19 protein-coding genes and 1 tRNA gene are annotated in these 17,853 nt (G+C 42.4%); 5 read left to right on the top strand and 15 right to left on the bottom strand.

Going from position 1 to position 17,853, the window contains the following annotated elements; genetic code table 11:
- Positions 1-101 precede the first annotated feature (101 nt).
- Positions 102-776, bottom strand: a complete 675-nt coding sequence (locus QVP35_RS00235) for a Crp/Fnr family transcriptional regulator (protein WP_009289292.1) — start codon at positions 774-776, stop codon at positions 102-104.
- A 94-nt stretch (positions 777-870) separates the two neighbouring features.
- On the opposite strand from QVP35_RS00235, the gene QVP35_RS00230 reads away from it, so the two are divergent.
- Positions 871-1,479 carry an ATP-binding protein gene (locus QVP35_RS00230; protein ID WP_009289293.1) on the top strand — a complete coding sequence of 203 codons (609 nt, stop codon included), beginning with the start codon at positions 871-873 and terminating at the stop codon, positions 1,477-1,479.
- Here the strand turns inward: QVP35_RS00230 and QVP35_RS00225 are convergent.
- From QVP35_RS00225 to QVP35_RS00170, 12 genes are all read right to left on the bottom strand, one after another.
- Entirely contained in the window at positions 1,476-2,006 is a 531-nt protein-coding gene (locus QVP35_RS00225; protein WP_118475058.1) for an HAD domain-containing protein, read from the bottom strand. The two genes, QVP35_RS00230 and QVP35_RS00225, sit on opposite strands and share 4 nt — an antisense overlap.
- Before the next feature lie 95 nt (positions 2,007-2,101).
- Complete coding sequence (locus tag QVP35_RS00220) at positions 2,102-4,588, bottom strand: leucine-rich repeat protein (protein ID WP_022260660.1); 2,487 nt, start codon at positions 4,586-4,588, stop codon at positions 2,102-2,104.
- Between the two features lie 136 nt (positions 4,589-4,724).
- Complete coding sequence (locus QVP35_RS00215; protein WP_022260659.1) at positions 4,725-8,864, bottom strand: right-handed parallel beta-helix repeat-containing protein; 4,140 nt, start codon at positions 8,862-8,864, stop codon at positions 4,725-4,727.
- Positions 8,865-8,878: 14 nt separating this feature from the next.
- Complete coding sequence (locus QVP35_RS00210) at positions 8,879-9,256, bottom strand: hypothetical protein (RefSeq protein WP_009289299.1); 378 nt, start codon at positions 9,254-9,256, stop codon at positions 8,879-8,881.
- Positions 9,257-9,289: 33 nt separating this feature from the next.
- On the bottom strand, positions 9,290-9,466 hold the full coding sequence (locus QVP35_RS00205; protein ID WP_006567512.1) for a hypothetical protein: 177 nt from the start codon (positions 9,464-9,466) through the stop codon (positions 9,290-9,292).
- A 16-nt stretch (positions 9,467-9,482) separates the two neighbouring features.
- A complete protein-coding gene (locus QVP35_RS00200; protein ID WP_006567513.1) occupies positions 9,483-9,836 on the bottom strand; it encodes a hypothetical protein in 354 nt (117 codons plus the stop codon).
- 12 nt (positions 9,837-9,848) lie between these two features.
- Positions 9,849-10,178, bottom strand: coding sequence for a hypothetical protein (locus QVP35_RS00195; RefSeq protein ID WP_009289300.1), 330 nt, complete (start codon positions 10,176-10,178; stop codon positions 9,849-9,851).
- The gene (locus QVP35_RS00190; protein ID WP_022260658.1) at positions 10,175-10,864 is read right to left on the bottom strand and encodes a CPBP family intramembrane glutamic endopeptidase; all 690 of its coding nucleotides are present in this window, start codon (positions 10,862-10,864) and stop codon (positions 10,175-10,177) included. Before QVP35_RS00190 ends, QVP35_RS00195 begins: the two co-directional genes overlap by 4 nt.
- The gene (locus QVP35_RS00185) at positions 10,842-11,327 is read right to left on the bottom strand and encodes a hypothetical protein (protein WP_009289302.1); all 486 of its coding nucleotides are present in this window, start codon (positions 11,325-11,327) and stop codon (positions 10,842-10,844) included. The genes QVP35_RS00190 and QVP35_RS00185 overlap by 23 nt, the downstream gene beginning before the upstream one ends.
- 9 nt (positions 11,328-11,336) lie before the next feature.
- Entirely contained in the window at positions 11,337-11,483 is a 147-nt protein-coding gene (locus QVP35_RS00180; RefSeq protein ID WP_006567517.1) for a hypothetical protein, read from the bottom strand.
- Positions 11,484-11,615: 132 nt separating this feature from the next.
- Positions 11,616-13,118, bottom strand: coding sequence for a hypothetical protein (locus QVP35_RS00175; RefSeq protein ID WP_022260656.1), 1,503 nt, complete (start codon positions 13,116-13,118; stop codon positions 11,616-11,618).
- Positions 13,115-14,152, bottom strand: coding sequence for a CpaF/VirB11 family protein (locus QVP35_RS00170; RefSeq protein ID WP_009289305.1), 1,038 nt, complete (start codon positions 14,150-14,152; stop codon positions 13,115-13,117). Before QVP35_RS00170 ends, QVP35_RS00175 begins: the two co-directional genes overlap by 4 nt.
- Before the next feature lie 235 nt (positions 14,153-14,387).
- Between QVP35_RS00170 and QVP35_RS00165 the strand changes: the two genes are divergently transcribed.
- Both QVP35_RS00165 and QVP35_RS00160 read left to right on the top strand, forming a co-directional pair.
- Positions 14,388-14,460 (top strand) — tRNA-Gly (locus QVP35_RS00165).
- A 290-nt stretch (positions 14,461-14,750) separates the two neighbouring features.
- Positions 14,751-14,954: a cold-shock protein gene (locus QVP35_RS00160; protein ID WP_022260655.1), complete on the top strand. Its 204-nt coding sequence runs from the start codon at positions 14,751-14,753 to the stop codon at positions 14,952-14,954.
- Positions 14,955-15,098: 144 nt separating this feature from the next.
- On the opposite strand, the gene QVP35_RS00155 is transcribed toward QVP35_RS00160, so the two are convergent.
- Positions 15,099-15,347: a hypothetical protein gene (locus QVP35_RS00155; protein ID WP_009289307.1), complete on the bottom strand. Its 249-nt coding sequence runs from the start codon at positions 15,345-15,347 to the stop codon at positions 15,099-15,101.
- A 100-nt stretch (positions 15,348-15,447) separates the two neighbouring features.
- Positions 15,448-15,624 (bottom strand): hypothetical protein, encoded by a 177-nt coding sequence (locus QVP35_RS00150; protein WP_009289308.1) that lies wholly within the window; start codon positions 15,622-15,624, stop codon positions 15,448-15,450.
- A gap of 239 nt (positions 15,625-15,863) precedes the next feature.
- Here QVP35_RS00150 and QVP35_RS00145 point away from each other — a divergent pair, with 239 nt between their 5' ends.
- Positions 15,864-16,322 carry a MarR family winged helix-turn-helix transcriptional regulator gene (locus QVP35_RS00145; RefSeq protein WP_022260654.1) on the top strand — a complete coding sequence of 153 codons (459 nt, stop codon included), beginning with the start codon at positions 15,864-15,866 and terminating at the stop codon, positions 16,320-16,322.
- A complete protein-coding gene (locus QVP35_RS00140; RefSeq protein WP_009289310.1) occupies positions 16,303-17,721 on the top strand; it encodes an MATE family efflux transporter in 1,419 nt (472 codons plus the stop codon). The genes QVP35_RS00145 and QVP35_RS00140 overlap by 20 nt, the downstream gene beginning before the upstream one ends.
- Positions 17,722-17,853: the final 132 nt, after the last annotated feature.

The following is a 17,853-nucleotide window of genomic DNA, read 5'->3' as shown; positions in this document are numbered from 1 at the left end:
TCTGCTCTACCGACTGAGCTATCTGGGCATGTCTCATTTCTGCGACTTCTATACTTTACCATATCATAAAGCCCAAATCAAGAACTTTTTTAGATTTTTTGTCACCCTGCGGAATTATCCTGTCTCTTTTCAACCGCAATGATATTTTTCTCAACAGACAAAACACCTTCCGTCTGGAGTTTTCTCAGCTCCACCATCATACCGCTCCTGTCCACACACAGATAATCGGCCAGATCTTTTTTAGAAAAAGGAAGCTTAATCCGGGATGTTTTCTGCTTCTCCTGTTCCTGGTTTATATATGCAAGAATCTTTTCCCTTGTAGTCCTTTTTTCAAGACACTCCAGCTTTTGATTCAAACGTACATTCTTTTCAGCCAAAAGCACAACCATATTTTCAATCAGCCTCTGGTGAAACGCACAGCTGGCGTCGCAGGTCGTCAGTACCTTATGGTAATTCAAGAACAACACCGTACAATCTCTGGCACATTCAACCGATACAGGTAGCTCCGCATCCGGAAGACAGCCATAGGTCTCTCCGAACACATCACCCGGCCCAATATGGGCAAGAATCGCTCTCCTCCCCTCAAAATCATCTCTGACAATCAGGACTTCTCCTTCCACGATAATCCCCACTTCATCCATCCTGTCTCCATTCAGACAAATAGTATCCCTGGAAGCATACGTTTCTTTTCTGGCTGACAGACAGCCCAGCATCCCCTCTAAGTCCTCCTCTTTTATTCCTCGGAACAGGGGACAATGAGATAATATTTGCTCCATTTTACAACTCTCCTCTAAATATGTTGATTTTTCAACAGACAACTCGTGCTCATTATAGTATGATGAGATTACAAACTCAAGGAGGAAATTAAAAATGATACGACAAATAATTAAAATAGATGAGGAAAAATGTAATGGATGCGGTCTCTGCGCTTCTGCCTGCCACGAAGGTGCCATTCAGATGATCGGCGGAAAAGCAAAACTGATCCGGGATGATTACTGCGACGGACTCGGAAACTGCCTTCCAATGTGTCCGACCGGCGCCATCTCCTTTGAAGACAGGGAGGCCCCGGACTACAACAAAGCGGCAGTTCTTGAAAACCAGAGAAAGAATAATATGAGTGCGCTGCGCCAATGGCCGGTTCAGATCCAGCTGGTGCCTGTGAACGCCCCGTACTTTGACAACGCCCACCTTTTGGTTGCCGCCGACTGTACCGCATTCGCACACGGAAACTTTCACGAACAGTTTATGAAACAGAAAGTCACCTTAGTCGGCTGTCCAAAACTGGACCCCGTGGACTACTCAGAAAAGCTGACAGAGATCATCCGCCAAAACAATTTAAAGAGCATCACCGTCACCCGGATGGAAGTCCCCTGCTGCGGAGGACTGGAATATGCGGTGCGCACTGCCCTTGAACAGAGCAAAAAATCCATTCCGCTCAATGTTATCACCATTTCTACCGAAGGGATCATCCTGGATTAAGAACTTTGATTTAAAATATCCACTGCCTTTCCGGCCAGCTCTCTGGTAAGCCCGCCTTCCATGAAGCTTGTGCGGACCCAGTGTTCTCCCAGGCTGTACTCTTCCCAATCATAATCCGTATCATCAAGAATCACGAAAGACCGGATGCGTTTCCCGCGCATCCAGTCTTTTACTTCCAGCGAACGGTTTCCTTTATGGAGATGTTTCGTTTTTGATATAATCTTCAGGCCATAGGAAGCCATGGCCTGATCCAATGCTCTCCCTACCCTGATCATCGGCCCTTTTTCATGCCACGCATGGCGCCAGCTTGACGACAGGACAATCTGTGCCCCCGTCTTCTCCACGATATATCTCAGCTGTTCTAAATTATCTTCATCCACATCGATGCCCATGAACGGCTCCATGTCTCTTTCTTCCAGTTTATCAAACAGTTCCATAGAGTTCAGCACACCGTCGATATCTAAAAAAATGATCTTTTGAGGCTTTACCCGAAACCGCCATTTATCAAAGGCTCTCATATGCTCCATCCCTTTCTCTTTATATAACTGGTACCTTTTCTATTATATCAAGACGCAGCATTACTTTCATTCGTTTTCCGGGAAATTCCGGGATAAGTCCTGTTTTATTTTATCTTCACTCTTTTTATCCCGCTGTAACTTCCAAAATATTTCTTTCCATTTATCGTCTTATATGCCCGTACCTTTATGCAGTAATATTTTTTTCGTTTCAGTCTTCTCATCCAACGCACTGTTCCGGCGGTAAATACAGACTTTGATTTAGAAAACTTTTTTCCTGCTGACCAGCAGATTTGATAACCGCTTGGCTTGCCGGGACTTTTCCTGATATAAACTTTTACCTTCTTTTTCCCGGCTTTTATCTTCCCGATCCGCGCTTTCTTTGGAACAATTACAAAATACCTTTTGATCTTTCCTGTATAACCCCCTTTTCCTATGACTTCCATCCTGGCTTTTCCGCAATTTTTATTTGCAGTATACTTCACCGTATAATCTTTGTTTAACTTTAAAACCCGGTTGCCGCTTTTTACTCTGACCGTCCTGAAGATTGATTTTCCGGTATATACACTGTTTTTGGGCTGAGAGACAAAGCTGATTTTTTCGTATTTTTTATTGTTGTCTTTTCTCCGTATGATCTGGTAATAAGAAAAATTCTGACCATAGTAATCATTGATCCCGGTCAGACAGGCACAGCCAAAGCCGATACCATTGTTCCCCATGTACTCTATGCAGTAGTCTCTCCCTTCTTCCAGATGTCTTCCGTTCAGGCTCACCGATGGTTTCGGCGTAACTGGTTTTCCCTCATAATAGTAATACCTTTGCGGATAGACAACCTCTGCTCCGGAAACATCATTCCCCCTGATCCGTATATCAAAAGATGTCTTTATACTACCCTGAAAGCAGCCGATACCTTCTATCAGCACTTCTGCCCTGCCGGGATTTTTATTGTTTTTATACTCCACTGTATAATCATTTCCACGCTTCAGCACCTGGCCGTTATGATTTCTCACAACCGGTTCCGGGCGTATTTCTGCCCCTATATAAAACTGCATTGGGATATCATCTGAATTCCCCAGAGGGCCATACACAGTCACGCGGCACTCTTTTTTTACGTCCCCTGCCTTTACTGTAACCAAAGCAGTCCCCGGTGATACTGCAGTAATCCTCCCTAGATCGCTTACCGTTAAAATTCTATGGTCACTTCCCGAAACTATGATCTTATCCGTGGATGAAAGAGGAAACAGCGAAATTTCCAGCAAACGGCTTACCTGTCTTCCATCCTTCCCCATGTCCAGAGAAACCGACTCACTATCCAATATGATATCTTCAGCCGGCTGCTGCTCCATGCCTGAGACTTGGATCACTGACTCTTTATCCTGCTGATCAATATACCGGTTTTTCTGATTTCCTAAGTCAAACTGATTTTTCAGTTCCTGGTTTTTTAAATAGATTACACTTCCGGAAGCTAAATCGGTAAAAGCTGCCTTCTCTATCTCCGGCAGCCTGTCCCCGCACAAATAAATTTGGATTGGCTTTTCAGCTTTCCCGTCGTTTCCATAATTAAATGCAGAACTACTGATCTTCTGTACACTCGGCGGCAGGAACACCTGATCCAGACGGCACATATGAAATGCGCTGTCTTCAATGCAGTTAGTACCGGGAGAAACAGCATAGCTTAATTCTTCTTTTGCCGATGGATAACAGACCAATGTCTTATCATCACCGGAACGGCCGTACAGCACACCGTCTTCTGACCATAGCTTCGGATTTCCTTCCTCCACGGAAATATCTTTCAGTGAACGGTTTTCATAAAACTGCCCTCCATTTAGAACAGTTTCTCTTCCCAGTTTTATTTCTTTTAAGTTATGGCAGAATTCAAACGTTCCTCTCCCAGCCTTTTTTACATGGGAAAGATCTAATCGCTGAATGTGGGAACCGGCAAATGTCCACGGCTCTAACTCTGTTAAAGAAACAGGAATTAAAACATCCTGTAAATTTTGATTGGACGCAAAGGCTTCTTTCTTTATTGTCCGGACGCCATTCGGAATGCGGTAAGATATCCTGTCATCTCCGCTTGGAAAGGCAATCAGGTCAGTACCATTCTTGCTGAACAGAACATTATCTTCCACTTTATAATATTTGTTTTTATCGGACAGCTGGATGGAGTTTAAATTCGTCATAGTAAAAGAAAAGCCGGGGTTGATGTACTCCAAAGTATCTGGGAAAATGAGTTCCTCCAGATTTGGATATTTATAGCCGGGTACTCCGTCAGGATTTATAATCACTTCTTTTACACCACTTGGAATTATTATCTTCTTAGTTATCGCATCCGAATGATCATAATGAAACTTTGTAACATTGTACTTTTTCCCTTGGTATTCCACCGATGAAACCACTTCCATTGTATCCGGCTCCTGATGGTCATACTTATAGACCAAAACTTCATTTTTTGAAATAACTTCATATGAAAAACTGCCAGCTTTAAAAGTCTGCCCAATAAAACTTTCCCCATGAATTGTCGTTCCGCTTCTAATGCTAAAATTCACTATTACAAATAAACAAGATACTAATATAATTTTAACCTCTTTTTTCATAACATCTCCACATGATTAATATAATGATGGTTTTTAGTATCTTTTCTCTCATAAATATATTATAGAAAAATAAGTAAAAAATTCCATGTATTAATTTGAAATATACAGGGAACGACTTTCGCCATTCCCTGTATATTTATTTCTTTATTTCAAATTCATATTTTAACTCAGCATCTTCCTTTGTTTTTTCCAGCTGACTTGTGAGCTGAGCATTTAATTCCTCATTTTTCTTCCATTTGCTCGACTCTTTCAAGGTATACAAATATTTCTTATTTATAAATCTTACATTATATTTATATGAGTCTTTAAAAGGATTGTTCTCGGCGATATATACTATCGAATCAAGTTTTGTTTTCTTCCCCAAAGAATCTATTGCCTGATAAACAATTTTATGCTCACCTACCGAATTTAACTTTTCAATTTGCAGCGGTATTGGATCAATAACAGACACTGGTACTTTCAGGCCTTTTTTGTCATCTTCTATGTCTTCTACCTGATAGTTTTCAAATATTTCTTTAAGAATGGTCTGTGGATTGTTGTCTATATCTTTTTGATAAAATGCAAGATTCTGTGAATGTAATTTGGGAGGATTGTTATAAGTTACACATACCGTGCCTTCTTTTTCTGCAACATTTCCAACGCTGTCTTCAGCTTGAAAAGTAACTTTGACTTCTACTGTCTCATCTTTTTCAAGCTTCATAAAATAAGTGTCCATTACATCTGTATCATTCATTCCTCCAGAAAAATTTTGGGTTTCCGGCCGGTATCCTTTCATACTTTTTGTGTAATCTAGTTTTATAATCTGTACTTTTTTTGTCAATTCTCCATCTTCTTCATCATAACAACCCTTTACAACTTTTAATAAATCATTCTTCTTTATTTTTTCATTCTCTAAAAAAGTCTTTTTATCGTTCAGAATAATATCTGGTTTACTGTCCCATTGGCCTTCCATAAAAAATATATCTTCAACATCCAATAAGCTATTTATATTATCCAAATTTTCAGATGAATTGACTTTTTTATAGCTTTCTGCAAAGTCTAATATATGATTTAATTTACCCTTTTCCCGCTCTTCTTTTAATTCTTTATATCCCACCGGTTCTAATTCCATTCTTTTGCGGGCACTGCTGATATCCTGTTTCCAGCCTACAAACTTCCCTTCTGATGACCGGAACCCGTTTTTTCTCAGTAGTATATCCTCAGATTTGTTTTGTTCCTGGCTGTCCGTCGTGCCAGCGGCACTCCGAATTCCAGGCAGATATTCCACCCTGTAATGGGGCCACAGTGCAAAAAGAGTCGCATCCGCATTTGCCGTATAAACATTCCCCGGCTGATACCCGTCTCCTGTCCCATCTGCTTTCGTATTCCATGCTACAAACGCGCCCGATCCACCGGTAGGTGTCAGCGCCGACAGCTTTATATCCTCCTCCCAATACTTAACTGCTGCCGTCGGCATGTTCATGACCTCCTCTTTTGAATTTTTATCATAGCGAATCTGATATGCCTGACTCAGAACAATGCTGAATGGAGCACAGCCAGAAGATGATTTCTTTAAATTTCCCGGTCTCATGACATATCCGCTCCCTGCATACACAAATCTTCCGCCCGCAGACTGATTATTCAGCAATGCCTCTCCTGTCTTGTAATTACCGTCCGCAGAATTTGATACATTCCCTTTTACTACCGCATAGCCGTTTCGTATATTGGCAGTATCCAGAGAAATTTTGGCCTTCAATGAATTGCTGTTGGAAAAGTATCGGTTGGAAGCCGTAACAAACCGGTCCTTTGCAAGATAAATTTCCTGTTGTATCTCCGTATTTCCTTCTATTGAAAACAGACTTCCTTCATGAAAAATACCCCGTTGTGTACCATTTTTGCACTGATTGTTCAAGATATGGGCGTTGTTGTTCAGAACCGTAATATTTCTGTTATAAATACCTGAGCCATTTCCGGACGCACTGTTTCCCTGGATGTTTACTGCCTGATTCGCCTGAAACGTTGTAAAAGTACCGCTGGCTATGTAAACAGCTCCTCCGTCTCCGGAGGATTGATTTCCAGTAAAGCTGCTCCCGTTTGCCTTGCAGGTGCCGTCAATGTAAATACCCCCGCCTCCCGCCTTTGCGGTGTTTCCGCTGACATTGCCGCTGCTTAAATTACATGTGCCGGATGAACTTACTGAGATACCTCCGCCCTTCCCGGAAGCGCTGTTAGAACTTACCGATGCGTTTGAAAGTGAGACTGTTCCGTCTATCTGAAGTCCCCCACCATTGGCAGAGGCGGAATTGCCTTTGATACTTCCTCTGCTTACAGAACCTCCTACAGTTTTTAAAATGGCTCCTCCCCCGTATGTGGCGGCTGTATTGGCAGATATCTCCCCTCCGGTCATAGAAAGTTTTCCCTTTGCATAGATTCCGCCCCCGGAATTGCCGGAATGATTACTTCTTACAGTTCCTCCACTCATGCGGAATTCTGCCTCGTGATAGATGCCTGCGCCATATTTTGCCGAGTTATCATACATAGTTCCTCCGCTTAAAGAGCCTTTCACAGAATCTGCACAGTAAATACCTCCTCCATAACCTTTGCTTTCATTTCCGTGAATCACGGCTCCCGTCTTTAGTTCCAAAGCGGCGCCCTTTTTATAACTGCCGTTTGACAGACAGATGCCTGCTCCGTTTCCGGTGCTGTGATTTCCATTAATATTACAGTCTTGGATGGCTCCGTTTGAACCGTTATTCAAACATATGGCTCCGCCTGCATCTGCCTGATTGTTTTTTAATACCACACCCGTGGTGGTTCCCTGCTGATATCCATCTTTTCCATTCACAATCCATGCAGCGGATCTCGTGTACTTCCAGACGCCCAAGTCACCTTTTGTAGAGCTTACTTTTCCATTCGTTTCGATCGCTCCCTGCACTTTAACCGCTCCTCCGAGAGCATCCTTCTTTTGGTTGGACGCTGCACAGTCTGAAATCGCACCTCCGTACAGCCTCAGGGTTCCATAGTTCATAATGCCTCCGCCATGAATCGCCTGACAGTGTTCTATTGATCCCGCAAACATGTAAAAAGAAGAACCATTGCCGACCAGGACACCTCCTCCGTGAGAAGATTTCGGTGAACTGGAAGATACGTCTTTGCTGCTCTTTGCCCGGCAGTTGTCGATCCTGCCGCCGAACATATAACAGGATGTACCGGAATTCAGTGCAATTCCTGCCCCTCCCGCAAAGTCCGCCAAAAAATATCCGTCTATGATACGGCTGTATTTATTTAGATACAGGTGCCCTGATGTAACTTCTATCAAAGGAGCTGACGCAGCGATATTTTTTCCGTTGATGTACAGATTATTTTTTGCTCTTCCATCTCCGTCATAAGCCCCTAATGTGAGTGATCCTCCATTTACTTCCAACATGACATCTTTATATCCTGCAGTCCTGTTGAGATTATGTCCGCTCTCACCGTCCGCGTAAATCTTCACATGCCGGCCGTTTGTCCTGATCACTGATGTCACATTAAAACCCTTGTCCACACGGACGGCTATTTTCTCACCTTTCTTTACGGAAGCCACAGCATCTTTCAAAGCTTTCAAAGAACTCACGGCTTTAAAGTTGGAATATCTGTCTGAAACAGCTTTTGCCGCCGCTTTTTTCTGTACCTGGACTGGCTGCCGGGATACTTCTGCTGAGTTTGCTGGAACCCTATCTTTCTTGAGAAAGCCAAGTTCTTTATAGAAATCATCCACTGCGCTCTCAATTTCCAGTTTCCCGTCCTTCACCAGTTTCAGGGCGTCGTAAAATTCCAGATAATGATCCTTTTTTTCTGAAACCAGCTGCTTTATATATTGCTCTGAAGAATGATAATCTGTTCCCTCAATCTGATTTATACACTCTATGACGATCTCATCATCCGGCTTCTCCTGATTTCCCTTCTTCAGTATCAAAAAATAAGGCTGCAGCCGGTCAAAAAATTGTTCCAGCTCCTCCTTTGACCGTTCGCTTTTTATAAGTTCCCTTGTAATCTGACAGTTTGTCACTTCCAAAAACACAGACTGCTGCTGAGGACTTAACCCGTCATAAAATTTATTCTGTTCTTCTTGAGTCCAGGAGGTGAATACATCGATGTATCCACCCTCAAGCAGTTTTCCCATAAAGCTCGTCTCTGTGCCGGCCTGAACGACCGAAGCCACTGTGCCTGTGCCCTGTTCTGATCCCGATATCGCAGCTGCCGTCAGCAGGCTTGCTGCAATCACACCGGAAATGATTCTTTTTCCCCATTTTTTCATTCTGACATGCCCCCTTATGCTTCTTCCTGAAACTGTTCCAGCACTGCTGTTTTTCTGACCTCGATCGTTTTTTTCTTTCCGTCTGAAGTAAGGAAGGTCTCACGGACATTGACGTCCAGCAGGCCGTGGATATGGTCGGCTCCGATAATCTCCACTTCTATGTGGGCATCTGATGTAATCTGTGTCTTTAAATCCCGGACAAATGCCTCTGCCATCTGCTCTCTGGATTCATACTGTTCCTCCTTCATATTGTCCAAAGTCTGTTCAACCGCATTGGAGACATCCATCGTAAGTTCTGTTTTTCTGGTTGTGAGGCCTGCAATATTTTGTGTTATAAACACAGAGTAGATTAAGATGACAAGTAAAATAATTCCTGTGACTGCCCCTTTCATAATGGCTCCTCCTCTGCTTTATGCCCCGCCATGTCATCCCAGCAGAATAAACGAACTGTTTGCACCTGACTTCTCAAAAAATGTTGAAATGGTATCCGTCAGCGCTTTTTGAAACTGCGTCACAAAAGTACCTTTGGCAAAAACACATAAAGCCAGCACTACAATCACCGCTACAATAATCAATCCATAATCTTCTAAAAAACTTTTCATAAATAACTCCTTTCAGTCATTCTTCATCCTCTGTTACACTGTTCGCATAGCTTCTGATCTGACAAACCTTTTCTATCCGCAGCAGAGGTACATATAATTTATACTTCAATGTTACAAGAGAGCGGGCCCTGTTCTCATCAGCCTGTTCCTTTAATACATCCAAAGAAACATACCCGTCCTCCTTTGCCTCCTTCCGGCACTGCTCCACCACTGCTTTTGAAAAACCTGCCGCATCCATCTTATGGACTGCGGCCGACTGGTACTGCTTTGCGTTGGAGACAACCTTCGTATTGGCACAATAAACGACATTTAAAAACATTCCTGCGGCTATAATAAAACAGCATACAAATGTCTCTACAGCCAGCTTCATTTTTTATCCTCCTCATAATGCATACCCTTCAATCTCCTGCCGGCTGGCAATTCCCAGCAGTTTTATCCTCAGATGATAAGCCAGCACTACTTTATACTTTGGCTTATCATCATAAAAGCCGTCATTTTTTATGGAAAGACTGTATCCTTTTTCAGACGCCTCTTTTTCACACTCTTTAATAGTCAAAGGGTCAAAACCACTGGCCTCAATTCTCCCTATCATATCCTCATGAACAGCTCTCGCTCCGGCCTCCTCCAGTGCCGCTCCGTTATATGAAGCCATTATAAAGGCACCGAGGCAGAGCAGAATCACACTGACGACTAATTCGACAGGCATCTTCATAAACATTCCCCTTTCTTCTTAATCGCCAGGCAGACGATCCATGCGGAAATAAAAGTAATACAGACGGTAAAACAAACATGATTCAGACTGATCCAAAGAATCGGTGAAAAAGACAGCATATTGCTGATCATATGTACTAAAAAAGGTGCTTTTAAGCTTTGATGTTTTTCATACACAAAACAAAAGACATTCCCCCACAGTGATGCATAGATTCCCTGGATCACCTGTCTGTGACACAGCCCAAAAATAACGCTGGAAATCAGAGACGACTTTACTTTTCCAATTGGTTTTAGTCCTTCATACAAGAATCTGCGGAATAAAAGTTCCTCGGCTGCCGGTCCAACAATCCCTGCCGCAGCTGCGTTTACTAAGATCGGGCTTTTCTCAGCCTCTTGATTCATTATAAATTTGCTGTTATGAAAAATATCAGTTAGATAAACAGAGATGTACTGCGTGAGGAAAAAGAAAGATATTGTAAATAAGATCAGCTCTCTGCGGACTATGAATCCTTTCTTTTGATCCTTTGCCAAAAAGGGGCTGCAAAGAAGGATCAGGCACAGGCCGCTGATCAGATTTGGATACAGACCGGGAATTCCGATCAGGCTGCACAGCTGTCCGCAGATTCTGTAAATTGTATAATATATAAGGAACCGCTTCACATCTTCATTCACTGTGATTTTCACCATAATTCTTTACCAGTATCTTAATTCTTCCTTCCGAAACTAACCCTATGGAGTTTTTAACCGTATATAAAAGAATGAATTCTTTATCATGACTCGTATCCAGATATTCTGACTCAAACAGAGATCTCACTTCTTTCCCTCCCTCATTCGTGACAACAAAAATCTTGATTTTTTCTGTCAAGTCACCGTCTTTTTTATCCTCTGCCTTTACAAGCTTTCTCGGAATCAGCTTTTCTTCTTTTCTAATGACAAGTCTTCTTGCCGTACCGTCTTCCCCGCGGACTCCAGACAACTTTGGTCTGCCCTGCTTTTGAAAAAATTCATTGGATGAGATATGATTGGTATCCTGTATCACGCCGTTTGCTTTCAGCTGTGAATAGACTGTATTTCGTATGAGGAAAACTGCTCCAAAAGCTGCTGCTAATAACACAATAATCCTTCCGTAATTCTCAATGGTCTGCTTCACCTCATCCTCCTAACACAATGCGCAGCTGATAGAGTCAAAAAAGGCCGTTCCAAACCGGGCAGCAGCAGATAATAGTACTCCCAGAAACGCAAGCACCGCGGTTCCCGCGATCACACACAAGATGATGCTGCCGTATTCGTCAATGATTGTCTTCATAGGTGTCACCTCCTTTCAGCTGATCAGCTGAACAAAATGAATGTAGACTGCACAAATACCAATGCCTGTAAGCAGCAAAAATAAAACCGCTCCCAGTTCCTCAAAAAAATCCTGCATATATCCTCCTGTCTATTACGAAAGCTTCGTCCAAAGCGTAAAGAAACTTCCAAAAATCAAGCCCAGGTCCATGATCATCTTGAAAGTTGCCAGTATCATGGGCACAAATGTCAATGCTCCTATCCCTGCTACATCGTTCTCATTTTGAAGCCATTCTGCCTTGTCCATCAATACATTATTCCGGTGAATCAAGGTATTTATCTGTGCCTCGGAATCGTCTTTCCCACAGTTGGTAAGGGAATACAGCATTCTGGAGGCAGACTGTATTTCCGGCAGATCAAACTCCGACAGAAAATTCTGATACGGCAGTATAGATTCGGGATCTTCATCAATGTTATGAAGAAGTATCTCTATCTGTTCCTTTAATACATAAGGTGCCTGATCAAGAGAATCCCTTATCGCAACATAGACATTTTCTGTCTGAAGGCTCAGTGCGATCCCCCTGAGCCAATATGGAAACTTCTGATTGATCTCTTTTAGAATTCTTCCCCCGGCATTCTTTCTCTTTAACGACGGCGTGAACCACGCTGCGGCTATCAGGGCTGTTACCGCCCCTATAATATAAAGATTCTGCCAGTCAAACCCCAGGAGTAAAACGGGAAAACTCAGTATAGTAATGATCCACGGCTGTTTTCCGTCCTTTTCCTCCCGCATTGTCTTAAAATCTTTTTTGATTTGTTCCGGATTTTCATCCAGTGTATCTTTCAGCCACGAGCCTGTGAGCAGTTTTTGTGCTCCCAGATATAACATCAGAAATAAAACCAAAAGAGAAAACGTCGTTCTCTGATAGAGCGGTCCCCTGAGCACCTTTCCAAGCATCTCATCGCTGGCCAGCATCATAACTGTGGTCCCCGCGACTGCCAGAGATGCGGTTAGAGATAGTACGATCTTAAATTTCATGCTTTTTCTCTCTTTCTGAAAGAGATATGTCCGCTCTGTCCATTCTTTCACATCGTCTAATATGATATTTAATGTACTTTGGTACTGACCGCCCAGATTTTCCACCTTGACCAGATAGTCATGCAGCATCTTCATCCGGTCACAGCGGTACTCCTGCTCGATACAGGATAGTGCGTGCCGGTATAAATCGTCCACTGCACCCGGACTGCTGATGGCTTTTTCTGCCTCATCGATAAGCTCCAGGATACGGCCTTCACAAAGCTGTTTTGTCTCCTCCAATGCCACAATGATCTTAGGCTGTTTTTTGAAAGAATACATCATTTGCTCCAAATAATTCACCACATCCCTGAATCTCTGCTGTTCATACATATATTTAAACTGCCGGATGATAATAATCGGAAAAAAACACAGATATGCCAGACCCAGGCCTATGATATAAGGTATTTGCAGATGAAAAAATTTTCCTGCTAAAAGAATTCCAAGGAAAGATAAAAGTAAAGATGCGAGATATTTTTTAAATGAATAAGAGTATCCATAGCCACGAATCTCTTTTTTTAGATTTGTATATTTGATGTACCGAAATGTTGTCAGAATTGTTCGTTTATGATGTTGTCTCATGGTTCACTCCCCTCCCATCGGAACGGATCTTTGACCAAAAATTTCTTCTTTAATTTCTCCGGAAGTTCTTTATTTATAATCCTCCGGTCCTTTAAGATCAACTGTATTGTTTTCTGTCCGGTCTTGTCCAAATAGAAACAGGCAATCTGATCAATGTAACGGCGAATTCTGCCATCCGGACTCTGTTCCTTCCGTATCAGGATTCCCAGGTCAACGAATCCATAGACGTCCCTCTCTATACGTTCCGATGCGATAGGATCATCCACCATATTTTTCATCCTCTCCGGTATCCTTCGCACATCATCTGTGTGAACGGTTGTCAGCGAATAGTGTCCCGTGGTAAGGGACTGTATTAAATGCTGTACTTCCTCGCCCCTGGCTTCCGACAAAAGAATCCACGTAGGCAGCTGTCTTAAAGATGCTTTAATGGCATCTACATAGCCAAAAGTATCTTCATTGACCTCAATGGCCACACAGTCTTTTCCCGGATTAATCTCCCGGTAATGAATCTCTAAGCTGTCCTCAATCGTGATAACTCTCTCCATGTCCGGAATAAACCTGGTCAGATATTTCAAAAGTTCTGTTTTGCCGCTGCCTACCTGACCTGCAATCACAATATTCATATGTCCCAGAATGCAGTTTTTCAGGAAATTCAGGATTTCTCTGCCGCAGTAATTCTCTTTAAAAATTTTATCTTCGCTGAGCCTTACAAGTGCCGGTGACTTTCTGATAGAAATACTCCGCCCGGTGGCACATACATCTTCATGTATAATGGAAATCCTCAGTCCATCTACTTCTGCTTCCACCAAAGGATCATATTTATTAAACGGAGCAGAGACTGCATTGGCTATTCTTGCGCTGAACTGGCTGATAAAACTTTCTGAAATCTCTGTTCCAGCAACAGTATGCCTGCCCCGCTCCAGGTCGTCAACGATCAGCTCTTTTCCGTTCCAGTTAACGTCGGTGACCATATCGTCCTGAATGAAAGGCAGCAGCGGCCCAAAATACTTGTCTTCGATTGCAAATTTCTGCATAGTTCCTCCTGATCAATGGAAATGGGGTTGTCTTGAAATAGATGTAGAAGTGATTGGCTGTATTTTGATATAAGATATCTTATTTCCATATTTTAACTTATATTTATCTTTTTGTCAATCCGTTAATTGTTTTTCATACAGCAAAAAAATAGTAAAAAGTAAAAAATATAGTTGACATCTCTGCCCTGATATTGTAGAATAAATTTTGTTCTCAGCAAAGAACTTCAGATAATATGCGATAGTAGTACAGTTGGTAGTACGCAACCTTGCCAAGGTTGAGGTCGCGGGTTCGAGTCCCGTCTATCGCTCTTGAAAAAACGGCTTAAATAAGCCGTTTTTTTATGTCTGTATTTGTTCACTGCTGTCCTGTTAAAGTTTTTTATTTAAGAACTTGAATAATTCCCAAATGAGACAGTGAATTATTTTTCAGAATTGCTTGACAATTATATTCCCTCATGTTATTATAAACAAGTATTTTGATAAGATTTTGATTTTCACATATTTTTTGTAAATCATTACCACTTCTTGATGATTTACAAAAAATATGTGATTTTTTTATTTTTGCTTCAAATACAATAAAAATATTAGGAGGTACCACATGAATAACGGTACAGTAAAATGGTTTAACAGCACTAAAGGATTTGGATTTATCACAAACGAAAGCACAGGAGAAGATGTATTCGTACACTTTTCAGGAATTGCTGCAGAAGGTTTTAAATCTTTAGAAGACGGACAGAAAGTTACATTTGAGACAACTCAGGGTAACCGCGGATTACAGGCAGTCAACGTTTGTCTTGCATAATAGCTTTGATCATTCTGAAAAGATGCCCAGCACAACGCTGAGCATCTTTTTTTATTAATTTTGGAAACACTGATTTCTTTTGTTATGACATTTTGTTCTGCAGCGGTCGCGTCATACAGTTGCTGGTGCCTTCCCTGCAGAGGATTAATCTGCTCTTACAATATCAATGATCTGGTCGAAGGGCACAGCAAATCCTTCTTCATCTCTCACCATATGGAGAATATCATCTTCTTCACTGTAACGTGCAAACTCCACAAGCATGAAAGTCCCCGTCACCGTTTCATCCACAGTTGTCACCTTAACTTTGTCCCCCTGGGAGATAAAAACGTCTTCTTTTACTCCTCCGTCCTCTTTTACAATTTTCACGCCCGGCAGCAGACTTGTAATTTCCATAATACATTCCTCCATAAAAATTATTATATTAGTAAGTATTATACCCTACTGCGCCGGACGCGCCAAGTCCAAAGGGCATAAAATACAACGTGTCCGGTATTCAAAAGTCTTTGTTATCCTCCTCTGCCGCTTCCTTTTTTCTGGCCTCATCAAATATTTTTTTCATTCGTCTGTTCAGTCTCTCCGTGGGCTTATCTTCCGGTATCAATGAAAGGTCCAATGCACCTTGGCGATCATGTTCGTCTGTACTTTTACTGTCTGTTTTCCCATATCCCATGCTCTCCCTCCTTCTTATATTCTCATTTTATCACCAGCGATGCGCATCAGTTGCTGGTAATTTATGGTAATTACATGCCGATATTCTATTTTATTCTTACATATAGTTGAATATGCAACTAATTTATGCTATATTATATTTATCTAAGATAGTATTTTGATTCATCTATGTTCAAAGTACTAATTTTTTTGGCCCAAAATAGTTGGTGTATTCAACTTTATTCGAAAAAGGAGACTTTTATGAAAAAAATCAGCAGACTGATCTCTGTTATCCACCGTCACGGAATGAGATTCTTTGACTGGTCCCTGGCTGACACAGAGATCGGTCCGGGACAGCAGTTCTTTCTCGTGTGCATTTATGAAAATCCGGGAATCAGCATGCAGAAACTGGCCAAGATCGGACACTTCGATAAAGGCACTGTTACAAAAGCGGTAAAGAAAATGGAGGATCAGGGATATTTAAGACGGGAGCCGGATGTCTGTGATAAGAGAGTCCAGCATTTGTTCACAACACGTGAGGCAGAACCTGCTCTCCAAATGATTTTTGATCTGCGCGGACAGTGGAACGAAATATTGTTACAGAATCTTTCGGAAGAAGAAATCCAGCAGGCAGAACTTCTGCTTACAAAAATTTCAGACAATGCATATTCATATATACAGAACAGGAGGTTGAAATCATTTGGAAACACAGACAAATAAGAAAGAAAATCCATTGGGATATGAGCCGGTCGGAAAGCTGCTGCTCCAATTTGCAGTACCTTCCACGATCTCTGTCCTGGTAAACTCTGTCTATAATATCGTAGACCAGATTTTCATCGGGCAGGGAGTGGGTTACCTTGGAAATGCGGCCACAACGGTTACATTTCCTATCATTACGATCATCATGGCATTCGCCACTCTGCTCGGGTCCGGCGGAAGTGCTTATGCGGCAATCAAGCTGGGACAGAAAAAAGAAGAGGAAGCCGAGAAAACATTAAACAATAACTTTATGCTCTCCATTATCACCGGAATCGTGCTGGCCATGATCGGCTTTATTTTTATGGAACCGATCCTTCGTTTATTCGGAGCAACAGAGAGTATCATGCCCTACGCAAAGGATTACGCGTCTATCATCCTGATCGGTGTTCCATTCAGTGTCATCGGACCGTGTCTCTCTAATATGGCAAGGACAGACGGCAGTCCCCGTCTGTCCTTGTATGGAATCCTGATCGGGGCGATATTGAATACCATTCTTGATCCAATTTATATTTTTATCTTTCATTGGGGTGTCAAAGGCGCGGCCATAGCAACAATTACATCACAGATCATCTCCGCACTGATCCTGTTTCTCTACTTCTGCAAACGGAGCCAGATGAGACTGCATCTAAAAGAATTAAAGCTGGATGGCTCTGTCTGCAAAAATGTGATCGCACTGGGCACTTCCTCAGGCATCACCCAGCTGGTAGCCTGCATCATGCAGGTTACGATGAATAACTCTCTCGTATATTACGGAAACAAAAGTGCCGTGGGCGGAGATGTGGCATTGAGTGCCATGGGGATCGTCATGAAGCTTGCCATGATCCTGGCATCTGTTTGTATCGGCATTGGTATCGGCTCCCAGACGATCTTCGGATTTAATTTCGGGGCAGAAAAATATCGCCGCATCAAACATCTGTTTAAAAATGCGGTGGCGGCGGCTACCGTTTCCGTACTGATCGGATGGCTGTTATGCCAGCTGTTTCCGGGATTGATCGTAAATTTATTCGGGGGAGGAAATTCCGCATTTGTGAATTTCGCTGAGAAATGTCTGAGGATTTATCTGTTCGGTATTTTCTGCGCCGGATTTCAGATCGTGGCCACAAACTATTTTCAGGCTACGGGGCAGCCTCTAAAGGCGTCTGTCCTCTCTATGCTCCGCCAGCTTCTGCTTCTGGTTCCCCTGATTTTGATCCTGCCGCTCTTTTTGGGGCTTAACGGAATCCTCTTTGCCGGACCCATCGCAGATATGTCATCGGCCGTGATCGTGGCCCTCTTTGTCGTTCCGGAGATGAAAAAACTGAATCGGCATATAAAAGAAAAAGATGAGGAAACCGAAGAAATGGAAACCAGTCCTGCATGATAGCAAGGATTTACTCACAAAAAGAACGGGTATACGCACTGTAAAATGTGTGTATACCCGTTTTTAGTTTTGCCCCTGACTGTATATAAGTCTTATCCTGAAATATGCCGTTGACCGGAATCGAACCGGTAC

It is taken from the genome of Anaerostipes sp. CAG:276 (genome assembly GCF_000432215.1).
GTDB classification, from domain to species: Bacteria; Bacillota; Clostridia; order Lachnospirales; family Lachnospiraceae; genus Anaerostipes; species Anaerostipes caccae.
This window is presented reverse-complemented; position numbering and strand designations above follow the sequence as displayed.